This window comes from Kurthia populi (genome assembly GCF_042686175.1).
Classification (GTDB): Bacteria; Bacillota; Bacilli; order Bacillales_A; family Planococcaceae; genus Kurthia; species Kurthia populi.
In genome coordinates this window covers 1-11,644 of record NZ_JBHUOR010000036.1, presented here as the reverse complement: position 1 = coordinate 11,644, position 11,644 = coordinate 1, and the positions used below count along the sequence as shown (strand labels likewise).

Below are 11,644 nucleotides of genomic sequence, written 5' to 3'. Positions count from 1 at the left end.
AACGAATTAAGGCAAAATTAAAAATGAGCCCGGTACAATACCGAACTCATTTTATACAAGCTGCTTAAACAAAATAACCGTGTCTAACAATTAGGGGTCACTTCATTCACACTTCCTGCTTTTTATTAAACCGTTATATTATGCATGAACGGGCTTCATCGTATACTGCTGATACGCTTGAATTAATTCTTGTAATGTAGCTTGATATAATTGTTTACCATTAATTTTAAAAATACCTAAATCTAATAAATGATCGACTAAGTGATTTTTATTACATTCTTGGTCTTGTAATGTTTTTTTCATTATAATTTCCCCTTAAAACAGTTAATGTTCCTGTTATTTTTATTCCCATTTTCCAAATAAATTAACCACAAAACGCCTGTTTTATTTAAAATCTTTTATCGCACTCGTCAGAAAATAGGACGATTACCTATTGTTTAAGTTCCATGCCCAACTCTATTTTAGAATGCTTTTATTGGAAAAACAATACAAAAGATGGGCATGCTATCCATGCCCATCTTTTATAGTTACGCATTTATCTATAATATTTTTAGTTATCTCTCAAATGGCTTTTTACGCGATACAATTTCATTACGTAAAATATTTAAGTTCTCAATAACTTCAGTAGAATTTTGTTCTACTTCTTTTAAATAGCTCTCTGCTTTTAATTTATCGCCATTATAATAAGCGCGCACCGCAAGCTTCGCCACCTCATGCACACGTGTAAATGGTTTCTCAAGCGCCTTAAATGCCGCATGATCACCTAAGATGTCTCGTCCTTGACCGTAATACCAATCGCCAAGACGTGTTTCACTCGTTGATTGAATTTCAGATTCCTTCATTGTCTCAAAACCAAGCAACAAGTTATAAATACGCCATCTCCATAATAAATGATCTGTAATCGCAAGCTCAATAATATCTTCCTGGCTAATAATAAAGTTTTTCGAAATCGTATCAACACGATATGTGTCAATCATCTTACTTAGCTTATAAATGGCATCCCCTGTTTGATTGACAATTTCTTTACTTTCTTCGGTGCTACGCGCAATATCGCGATTGCTTGCTGTAATCGTCTGTGCCGCCTGTGCTTGTTGCTGTGTTGTCGATGCAATCGTTTCAAAGCTTGAACCTTGCTGCTGCAGCGTTGTATTTAATTCAACAAGTGCTTTTGTAATGCTCGATGTATCATTTACTGTTTCATGTAAATCATGAGCCGATTTTTTCGTTAAATCATTAATATTTGTCGTAATTAATAATAAATGATTAATATCGCCTTGAATTTGCTGAATGGATTGCTTTGTATTGTCAGCAAGCTTACGCACCTCTTCTGCTACAACCGCAAAGCCTTTCCCTGCTTCACCTGCACGTGCCGCTTCAATCGAGGCATTCAATGCTAATAAATTTGTTTGCTCCGCAATACCTTGAATAAAGCGCATTAATTCACTAACGGATTCTACGCGTTCTACTAGCTCCCCAACATGCTCTTGCACCTTCACCTGCTCTCGGTCCGTCGTCTGTAGAGAAGACGTAATGTTTTCAAGCGTTGAAATATCAGCGTTTAATTTTTGCAGTGATGTTTGCGTATCTTTTGCGACATCAACAACGGACATGGATACTTCATCAATCGATGACTCGAGCTGGTCCATCGAAGCATTTGCCGCAAGTACTGCTTGCTGCTGCGTATCTTGGAACTGGATTAGGTTTTTAATTTGGTCAAGCTGCGTATTATATTTAATAATATTTCCTAAGCCATTTACAATCGAACCTGCTTGAATTTCAATATATGTCTCAACAATGATTTGCTGGTCAATCGTCACTAAGCTATCGTACGCAAGTAAAACATCTAGCATCTTTTTACGATTTCGGCTATATTTATCCGTAATTAATGGAATAATTAGTTGATTCATTAATGTGTACGCTGAAATCATCCAGTTCGGTAATACCCCAATGCGCGCATGTGTATACGCAATTTTTCGACGCTTGAAAACATAGTCTAATGTTAAATCTTCCTCGAAGAGACTACGGAAATGTGCATCGAACACTTTTTTCAAATGATCGACAGTAGAATGCTCTTCAATCACTTTTCTAAAATCATCAATCGACATTAAATGAACATAAAATTGGTCTAATAGTTCAACGTTTTTTTCCAAATAAAGCTCTAGCAATTCATGAACATACTCTCGGCGCACTTTATTAAAACCTAGAAAGTCTAACTTCCCCTGGAAACGCTCACTCACAATAATGTCTGATTCTGACACTTTATTGAAATACTCATACTGCTCACTTGGACTTTTTGATTTAAATAACATACTTTTCCTCCCGCATACCAAATTATATTTCCTTAAAAACATGCTATCTCGTCCCTTTTTCAAAAGACCATTCTTTACTGCAAATATACAAATAACGGTCACAAAATGATACTTTTTATATAAAATATTATATAATTTATGAGACAAAAAAACTATAATAATCGAGGTGCTCTTATGAAATTTATTACACGTTTTAATTTATCAATTAGTATTCTATTGTTATTTATCACAATATTTAACATTAACATGCCTATTACTAGCGCAAAAGAACAGAAAAATACGCTCACTTTCAGTAACGGTACAAAAGTATCAACGCTCTTTTTTCCATATCGAGATAAAGTAAACCAAAAAATCGGGACAGAACGCTCCCTTCAAGGAATGACAATTGATGCAAAGGGTAATTATTATTTAATGTATGCATTAGGTGATAAAACGACCTATGGCTATATTTATAAGTACAATAAGAAATTTAAGCTCGTAAAGATTAGTAAAAAATTACGCGTAGGTCATGGGCAGGCAATGGATTATCATAAAGGCTATCTATATCAAATCGTCGATGTTGTTGGCTCAAAAAATTATATACTACAGCGCATTGATGCGAACACGTTAAAAGTAATTAAAAAATGGACGATTCCTGCTGAAATCCATCCAAATGTACTTGCGATGGAAAGCGACACAACAGCTATTGTCGTCTCAAAAACAACTTCTTCTAACGTTTTAGGTGCGGGCTATGAACTCAATCGATTACATATCGGTGAAAACTTTAGGTATACAATTCGTCATCCACGTGAAAAACTACGCGTCGACGGCTTAATTGGTACAACAAAAGGAAAGGAAATCCAGGGTTTTGAGCGTACAAAAGACCGCTACTATATCCTTTCAAATGGTGAGTATACAAGCTTTAAACACGATGGTAGCGACCAGCAGACCGTTTCACTTCAAACAACTCGTGAGCCAGAGGGGTTACTATTTAACAGTAAAGGAAAGATGCTTGTACTCTTTAATAAAGTAAATGAAGTGTTTATCGAACAATAAAAAAGAGGCTTTAAAACGACCGCTCCTATAAGCATAAAAAAACCGGAATCGCGCGGTGGCGCGGTTCCGGTTTTTCGTTTGGAAAGCTAAAAAGGAACATGACGTGTTTTGTCCCAGTCTCTTTTTATTTATTTACGATAACGTGCTGTTAAGCCGTTTAAGAATTTACGTGCGAATTTGTCACCACATTCTTTATAGTTACGGTGACTTGGGTTACGTAAAATCGCGCCAAGCTCGCCTTTTGATACGTTGATGCCACCATCATAAAAAACATCTAACACATCTTCTGTTGTCATTTGAAGTGCGATTTTCACTTTTTTAATCAACATATTATTCGCTGGTTCGCGTTGAGATTTCACCGCTTCTTGCCCTGGTTTTTTTTCTTGTGGACCACGTTTTGTTGTGATTAAGCCATTTAAAAATGCTTCAAACATTTCGTTTGTGCATACTTTATAATTTTCTGGACGCGGCTCGTCATCTTTTACCTTTTGAAGCATGTTTGATACGTCTAAAGCCGTTAATGGTACGCCACCTAGTTTGAACATTTCAGCCACATCGCTATTTTTAATATTTAATGCATAGCGCAGGCGAATTAATAAATCGTTTGTTACCATATGATTGGTCTCCTTTATTGTACATCTTATTTATAAGAAGGATTATTTTTTACATAACTAGCTTATTGTAACACACTCTAAGCTTGCATTCCTTACGAAAGAAAAACAGACATCTTATCAATGCCTGTTTTATCATCTAATCATTTTTTTGAATAGTAGGCGAAACAACGGTTCCTTTAAAGTCAACATCTTTCAATGCTTCTGCTACTTGTGCGCTCGAAATTTTCGAAATCGGCATGACAACAACCACTTCTTTAAATCCGAAAGTCTGATAGTAAAGGAGGGCTGATGTTAATACCGATACGACATCTGATGCAAGAGCAGCTTGCATCGTTGCATCGATAATTAATTTGTAGTCTTCGACGACCACTTTATCAGCTGTATCATCAAGATCCTCAAAATACTCCAACACTACTTGCTGTTTAAAAAAACCGTTGAGTTGAGCAACTATTTCACATGCCTCTTCATCAATTGATATTTTATATTTTGGTTTATTTACAACAATCATGCCAAACTCCTTTTTAATACTTGTATAAGTTTTTCTTATTTTATTAGTTTTCTAGTATACGGAATTTGTCTCATTTTGTCGAATGTCATTTTTATATTTCGCTAACTATATAGGCATTTTCTTCTACTTCATGGCATTTTTTTCGACTAAAATACATTTATTACTCATTTTAAAAATAATTCGCTATTTCAAACGTTTTTTTAGTCACATTTTACTTTAAATCCATCAATACCCATTTATTTTTTAATTTTCAAGTGCAAGTCGTATATGAGCTAAGTGATGATTCTCATGCCAGCTTAATTTAGCGATTTTTTTCCCTACCGTAATCTCACCATTTTCCGCATGTGTAAATTTACGCTGTAATTGTGCATCATTTAATGTGTGACCAAGTGCTACAATACGCTCATTTAGTCCTTCAAGAATCTTAATAGAACTTTCTACGGGTAGTTCAGTATCTGGCTCTACTGCCCATTTGTCTTGATTAAATGATGGTACGGTCGGATTGTCATCTGTTAGTGCGAGTTTTAAACGTTGATACATATTGAGCTGAGAATCTGCAATATGATGCACAAGCTGGCGCACATTCCACGCACCTTCCCGATATGTTTTGCTTAATTTCTCGTCACTCAAGCCATCGACAACTGCCCGTAAACGTGTCGTATACGTCGAAATATCCGCTAACCACTGCTCTACTTCATTCATCGTAATATGCTCCGGAACCTGCAATTCACCAATTGGAAACCTTACATCCATTATGAAAACCTCTCTTCTCAATGTATTTAACCTTATTCATATTCAATACCTTTGAGAGATGGCATGTAAACATGAAAAAGCCTCAGCGCATCCTAAAATACGCTGAGGCTTTTAACAATTAAGCCAATTCCAACCAAGCAACTGCTTCACAGTGTGCTGTGTGTTGGGTGTGTTACAAAATATCAGAAGTAGATTTGTTTATCCCTTAGTCTATAGTTCACCTATTTCTAATAAACTTATGTGACTCACAACTATGCCCTTCTTTAATTCTTGGCTCTTATCGTATATAGGGTCTATTATAATTTGTTTATATTCGCTAGTAGCGTCCAACATAAATTTATCGAACTCTATATCATTTGCTAAAATATTTACCTCATAATCTTTAATTTCAAATCCCGCACTTATCCAATTCTCAATAAAATATTTTAAATTCAATGGGTTACTAATTAAAATAGGAAAACGATTAATTTCAAAAATTGAGCCGTCAGTTACATTAGTTAATAAACATAGAGGAGCATAATAATTTTCAAATTCATCATGCTGTTCTGCTATATGCTGATTAAATGCAACTGTTTCTGCTGATACACATTCTAATATTTCTTCATCATTTTCTTTTAATGTTATTAACTCACTATACGGTCCAAATATTCTATTTTTTGAAGTATATCCTATAGGGTCACTATCTCTCAATTTCTCTATGTTCTCATTAAACATCTTAACTATTTTATCAGCTTCACTTTTATTTAACCTGTCAACTCTTCCTCTNCCAGCCTTATCATGGCTGCGTTTTTGGCTCAAAAATCATATGAATAGCGGCTCTATGTCAAGTTGTAATTATGCAGTAATTTGAATAGTGATAGCCATTATGATCATGATTGTACATACTTAGATGCGCAAAAATGTACCTAACCATGTTGACATTTATACCTCTTACCTTTGTATAATGGAAATCTCCATTTTTAAGATTCATCTTCACACAAAAGTTAGAGAAACTATTAGGAATGTTACAAGGTTGCCAATTTACTATTTTTATCTTCCCATCGTTCATAGTATCTGTAGATTGCGAAAGTATTTGGGAATTAGGCAAAACTTTAATCCATCTATCAAAATCAAAATTATTTAAAAAAGAAAACTCATCAAATAACTTAGAAGACACCATGCCCAAAACTCTATCTAATGGTTGTCTACATTCATTGTGGATTATACCCAACTTCAATTTACTAGGTATATAATCAATCTCAATCATAGAACAGTTATTATTAGAAATACCCTTTCCACAATGTAAACATGTTAGAGTACTATTTGCATTTAAAATAGTCAAACATTTTTCTCTATACATTATTACATGGTCATCCTTTTCCACTTGCTCTATTTCGTTTGCAGGCATAATTACTAACTCTTTATTTTTAAAATGTGGATTAGATAACAAGTATCTTTCCATACCTTTATTAGTAGCTGCCCTGTATATTATTTTAAATTTCAAATCATCACTTACAAAATATAAATCTGGTAATTTATATAAGTCTTTTTTATTTCCATTGTCATCGAATCTGAAAAATTCTATTAAAAATAAGGCATTTTTCAAATCTAAATCTTCATTTTCCCACTCTACCCCCTCACATAATTCCGCAAGAATAACATCTTTCCCCACAGCTAGACTATCCTGTATTTCAAATTCAAAAAAACTATCATCTTTATCTTTGCTGTCTTCATTTGAATATGTATTCAAATGTGTTGCCCATTTATGTTGAAGTTCATCTTTCTTTACTGATAATCTTTGAGAAGCAAAGCTTAATGCATTTTTTATGGCAAACGACCAAAATAATTTCGGATTAGAAACTTTAAATTTATTTTCTAAGGTTAAAAGCACTACTTTTTCAAAACTCATACCATCTTCAATATCAATAACAACTATGTAGACTTTTGAGATAAAGTTTAAAAAATCATTATCTCCCATGTTTTTATTGCTAAGTTTATAATATATCTGTTCAACCATTGTTTTGAATTTTTCAAAACTACTTTTTTCATTTTTTGTTAATGGATTATTAATAAATGTTAAAGGATTATATCTTACACTATTTAAAATTTTTCTTAACTCATCTTTAATAGGAGTACTAGATTTAGAACTGGTCACTAAAACATAGGATGCATTTTCCGTTGAATTTAATACGTAAGTTTGTACAAATTGGTTAATAGCCTTATAAAAATCGCTTTTTTCATTTTGAATAGTTAGAGACGCTGTTCTCTTCATTTGCAAATAGATAGATTCATTTTTTTTAGTATGAATCACCAAATCGTCTATTATATCTTCACTTTCAAACGCCACTTTTTTTATATAAATTTCGTCTCCAATATCCATTGTATTGGATAAATCTATTTCTGCTAACATGTTAATTAATGCCCAAGCTGACACGCGTTGTTGAAAATCAATCCCAGCATTAGTTGGTTGAGTACCCATTTCTCCACTCCTCAATGAATTATATAATCGGTAATAACTTTAATACTTGTTCTCTTTCAAGCTCTAAGAAATCTAATATTTCTTTATTTTTACCAATCCCAGATAATAAATTTTTCGAGCCCTGTAAAATATCCCAAGTTCCCACCAAAAGCATATCGAAACCTGCCCCGTACGATTCAAACCATAATAAATCCCCTTCATTTTTTTCTTTAACTTTATTGAATGCTTCTTCAACTTTTTCTTCATATGATTTTAATAATTCAATATATCTATAGATATCTGCTGCTTTGGAAGAGTTCAAACCTTCTCTCCACAACAACTCAATGGAATTATTAATTAAAGGAGCCATCTTATCATAAATATTTGGTTCGTATGTAAGAAGCTCTTCTATATGCATTTTCTTTTTCTGGGTTTGAATTATTTCCTCTACATAATCCGTACTGAATGTTAGAGCTAATTTATAACCTATACGTGTGCATACATTATCTAATAAACATCTCGCATACATGAATTCATTTGGTTTGCCATAATTAATATTAAACGTAGCAAATTCTATAAAGGTACTTAAAACACCTTTTTGATACATACTGCTATCAATATGAATTCCCTTATTCAACAGCACCAGTACAACATTTAAACTATGCACATAGAATATAGAATGATTACTTCTACTTCTATGTCTTTTTACAAGTTCATCCAATAAAAATACTCTTTCAGAAGGTTCTGCTTCAACTATTCTTCTATAATATTCATTTGAGAAATCTCTAGTTCTATTAGTAGGGATATCCATAATCATTAATAATTCTTTTAATGAGGCTTCCTTTAAATATCTTCCAAAATTATCATTTCTTTTTTTCCACGCTACACTTCTAAATTCTTTTGCATTTTTCCGAACCAATTCTTTCATTTCATATTGTTTTGAATGAATCTCTCTAAAAAAGCGTCCAACTTCATTTTCATCTAATTCCACAGAAAAACTATCTTCAATTTGACGAGTGATTTGAGAGCGTAAGAAACGTAACATATTACGACTTCCTAGTATTTCTATAATTTGCGAAAACTCCTTCTCATCGCTATCTTGGTTAAAAACATATAAAGTATCTTGCCAATCAGAAGCAGTTAATGCATCATATATACGAATCTCCCAGCCATTTATTAACACTATAAAACGAGCTTGAATTTCTGGATGTATCGCATAGAGATGGGCTTGTAAAAAATCCCCCATATCCATTGCTTTTTTGTTTCCTGGTTTAGCTTCTATAATCCAAAAACTTTTTAGGCGGATTGTTGGTATATAATCAATTTGTACCTTAAGTCTACCTACTCTACTAAAAGCATTTTTTAAACTTAAATTCTTCTCTCTTATTACATTATGAATCGTCCCTTTCCCATACCCTAAATATTTTAATAGTGGCGCTATAAATTCCTCTCTAACGTCCATTTCATTCCAATCAGAAAAATCCAATGTCCTCCAGTATTCTAGAAATGAATTACTCATTCTATTAACACCTCACTGACCAAATTTCCTTTAAACCCAATTTTACCATTTTTTATTTTTGAATATGAAGTGGTAAAATCATCAGAAGGGGTATATTCGCCGCTAAAACCCTTGATATAACAACATTTCCGACAACTCTTATACTTTAAAACTTTTCGAGTACATAATGTTCTTTCAAATTAATCATAGTGTTCTGGAATGGCAACAGTAAATTGGACAAAAATTATGAGGGGGTGTAATTTGAATTCCATTGGCGTTAAATACCCTAATGTTCCATGAATACGAATATGATTAAACCAATGAACATAATCGGCGAGTTCTAGTTCAAGATGTTCCAGAGAAGAAAACTGAAGTTGATTGGCGAATTCGGTCTTGAATACTTTAAAAGTAGCTTCCGCCACCGCATTATCATAAGGACAACCCTTCATACTAAGTGAGCGCTGGATAGTAAATGTTTCGAGTGCTTCATCAATTAACTGATTATCAAATTCTTTTCCTCGATCTGTATGAAACAGTTGAATCTCGTTTAAATTTCTTTGAATACTCGCCAAAGCTTTGTAGACAAGGCTGGCAGTCTTATTTTTACCTGCGCTGTATCCAATGATTTCTCGATTAAAAAGGTCCACAAATAAACATACATAATGCCATTTTCCATTGACACGGACGTATGTTAAATCACTCACAATGACGGCTAATTCTTCATGTTGATTAAAATTTCTTTTTAATACATTTTTAATAGCTGCTTCATTACAGCTAGATGGATGTGGTTTGAATTGAGCCACTGTATAGTTTGAAACAAGACCTCTTTCGCGCATAAGACGCCCAATACGGCGTCTTGAAATTTACTTTGGCTCTGTTAGCTTTACTAATTCTTTCTGGATTTTCCGCGTACCATAATTATTACGGCTCATTTTAAAAATACGTTCAATCTCATTTGAAAGGGCTACATCATCTGTTTTTTTAACGTCGTTCTTACAACGATTTAACTGATAATAATACTTGCTTCTTTTCACATTGAGGACGTCACACATTGCTGATACCGAATATTTGTGAGCGTTATGACGAATCACATTTATTTTCGTCCCATAATCAGCGCTGCTTGCTTTAAAATATCATTTTCCATTAATAAACGTTGGTTTTCTTTACGTAGCTTCTCTAATTCGATTTCTGCGTCTGTACGATTCTCTTTCGCAGTGAAGGATCCAGTTTCTTGATGATTCTTAATCCATCTGTCTAAGCCTTAAGGCGCTAGGTCATACTCACGGGCAATGGCTGCACGTGATTTCCCATTTTCATAAAGCTTCACCATTTGCAGTTTAAATTCAGGTGTAAATGTTCGACGTTGACGTGGCATTTTAGCACGCTCCCTTTGGTTGATAGTCTTAGTTTACAAGCCCTTATTTATTCTGTCTAACTTAGTGTAGCCTATCCAACTCTTTTGAGCCGCCTAAACGAATCCTAATAGATAAATAAAAGGCTTCTTTCGCCATCGTAACTTAAAATAACCTGTTTTAAGTTATTGTATATTTTAATTCACCTAAGAATCTCTTTATATAGACCTCTATATAATTTTCTCTTGTTATCATAAAAAGCTGTTCTTCCATGAGCCACTCTGTCATTAGCTATAATAATTCCTTGATTCTTTTCCAACTTAAATTTTATTGAATATGTTGATTCGTCTAATATAAGTTTATTTATAAGATCGTAAGCTTTTTTTATAGAGTCATCTTTTACGAAGCTTTCTTTCCAACAACTTGTATTATCTTTAGAGAATCTAGATATTAATTTTTCATTTGTCATCTTGAAAACTGGACCAACATACTCTGCACCTGTCACATTTATTGCACACCTTTTTAAAGCATTTGGTTTTAATAGACTCTCTAATGCCTTTCTATTGCCTCCAATTTTATATAAATTGTGAAACGCACCTATACTATTAAAAATAATATTCTCTCCACCATTTGCAGCAGGTCTAACACAATGCAATAAAGATGTTTTAATCAATCCTATTTCTTCCAATGTACCATCACAATGTAAATCTTGAGCTTTATTTGTTTGAAATGCTACATGTGCCCCTTCTGATATATTGAGTTTATTAATACCATCTTTATAAAGATTAGTATTATCATAAATAGGTGGTTTATATGGCTGACCAAGGTTGAAAAAGCTCGCTAATTCTTCTAAGAATAATTTTATCTCTTTGTTATTATTAATAATTTCATATATTGCAAAGCCTTTATTAAAATACGCATTTAAAATTTCTTTTTTACACTGAGGAGAAAAATCTAACATTATAGGTTTTAAGTCATTTTCATCATATTGATAATCTAAAATTGGTTCATACAAATAACTAAGCAATTACATTCACTCCCTCTATAAATGTTGATATATCAATGGCTCACGCCATTTTTGAGTGTCAAAAAAATATTTTCCAACACGCATATCTAACTTAATTTTGTATTAATTGAT

Annotated in this window: 9 protein-coding genes and 1 pseudogene; 1 reads left to right on the top strand and 9 read right to left on the bottom strand. The window is 33.1% G+C overall.

Annotated elements, in window-relative coordinates; translation table 11 throughout:
* Window positions 1-138: 138 nt before the first annotated feature.
* Together ACFSY7_RS06770 and ACFSY7_RS06765 are read right to left on the bottom strand one after the other, a co-directional pair.
* Window positions 139-303 carry a Fur-regulated basic protein FbpA gene (locus tag ACFSY7_RS06770; protein ID WP_139996008.1) on the bottom strand — a complete coding sequence of 55 codons (165 nt, stop codon included), beginning with the start codon at window positions 301-303 and terminating at the stop codon, window positions 139-141.
* Between the two features lie 251 nt (window positions 304-554).
* Window positions 555-2,309, bottom strand: a complete 1,755-nt coding sequence (locus ACFSY7_RS06765; protein WP_380147305.1) for a protoglobin domain-containing protein — start codon at window positions 2,307-2,309, stop codon at window positions 555-557.
* 174 nt (window positions 2,310-2,483) lie between these two features.
* Here ACFSY7_RS06765 and ACFSY7_RS06760 point away from each other — a divergent pair, with 174 nt between their 5' ends.
* The gene (locus tag ACFSY7_RS06760; protein WP_380147304.1) at window positions 2,484-3,344 is read left to right on the top strand and encodes a hypothetical protein; all 861 of its coding nucleotides are present in this window, start codon (window positions 2,484-2,486) and stop codon (window positions 3,342-3,344) included.
* A 128-nt stretch (window positions 3,345-3,472) separates the two neighbouring features.
* Here the strand turns inward: ACFSY7_RS06760 and ACFSY7_RS06755 are convergent, their stop codons facing one another.
* From ACFSY7_RS06755 to ACFSY7_RS06725, 7 genes and pseudogenes are all read right to left on the bottom strand, one after another.
* The gene (locus tag ACFSY7_RS06755; protein WP_126989155.1) at window positions 3,473-3,958 is read right to left on the bottom strand and encodes a YehS family protein; all 486 of its coding nucleotides are present in this window, start codon (window positions 3,956-3,958) and stop codon (window positions 3,473-3,475) included.
* 136 nt (window positions 3,959-4,094) lie between these two features.
* The gene (locus ACFSY7_RS06750; protein ID WP_380147303.1) at window positions 4,095-4,466 is read right to left on the bottom strand and encodes a hypothetical protein; all 372 of its coding nucleotides are present in this window, start codon (window positions 4,464-4,466) and stop codon (window positions 4,095-4,097) included.
* Window positions 4,467-4,709: 243 nt separating this feature from the next.
* Window positions 4,710-5,219, bottom strand: coding sequence for a YfiT family bacillithiol transferase (locus ACFSY7_RS06745; protein WP_380147302.1), 510 nt, complete (start codon window positions 5,217-5,219; stop codon window positions 4,710-4,712).
* An 823-nt stretch (window positions 5,220-6,042) separates the two neighbouring features.
* The gene (locus ACFSY7_RS06740) at window positions 6,043-7,677 is read right to left on the bottom strand and encodes a hypothetical protein (protein WP_380147301.1); all 1,635 of its coding nucleotides are present in this window, start codon (window positions 7,675-7,677) and stop codon (window positions 6,043-6,045) included.
* Between the two features lie 19 nt (window positions 7,678-7,696).
* Window positions 7,697-9,175: a hypothetical protein gene (locus ACFSY7_RS06735; RefSeq protein WP_380147300.1), complete on the bottom strand. Its 1,479-nt coding sequence runs from the start codon at window positions 9,173-9,175 to the stop codon at window positions 7,697-7,699.
* A 179-nt stretch (window positions 9,176-9,354) separates the two neighbouring features.
* Window positions 9,355-10,529 (bottom strand): annotated as a pseudogene (locus ACFSY7_RS06730) (IS3 family transposase).
* A gap of 179 nt (window positions 10,530-10,708) precedes the next feature.
* Window positions 10,709-11,521, bottom strand: a complete 813-nt coding sequence (locus ACFSY7_RS06725; protein ID WP_380147299.1) for a TauD/TfdA family dioxygenase — start codon at window positions 11,519-11,521, stop codon at window positions 10,709-10,711.
* Window positions 11,522-11,644: the final 123 nt, after the last annotated feature.

Coding starts and splice junctions, on each gene's coding strand:
- ACFSY7_RS06770 (WP_139996008.1), bottom strand. CDS start 303: ATGAAAAAAACATTACAAGACCAAGAATGTAATAAAAATCACTTAGTC.
- ACFSY7_RS06765 (WP_380147305.1), bottom strand. CDS start 2,309: ATGTTATTTAAATCAAAAAGTCCAAGTGAGCAGTATGAGTATTTCAAT.
- ACFSY7_RS06760 (WP_380147304.1), top strand. CDS start 2,484: ATGAAATTTATTACACGTTTTAATTTATCAATTAGTATTCTATTGTTA.
- ACFSY7_RS06755 (WP_126989155.1), bottom strand. CDS start 3,958: ATGGTAACAAACGATTTATTAATTCGCCTGCGCTATGCATTAAATATT.
- ACFSY7_RS06750 (WP_380147303.1), bottom strand. CDS start 4,466: ATGATTGTTGTAAATAAACCAAAATATAAAATATCAATTGATGAAGAG.
- ACFSY7_RS06745 (WP_380147302.1), bottom strand. CDS start 5,219: ATGGATGTAAGGTTTCCAATTGGTGAATTGCAGGTTCCGGAGCATATT.
- ACFSY7_RS06740 (WP_380147301.1), bottom strand. CDS start 7,677: ATGGGTACTCAACCAACTAATGCTGGGATTGATTTTCAACAACGCGTG.
- ACFSY7_RS06735 (WP_380147300.1), bottom strand. CDS start 9,175: ATGAGTAATTCATTTCTAGAATACTGGAGGACATTGGATTTTTCTGAT.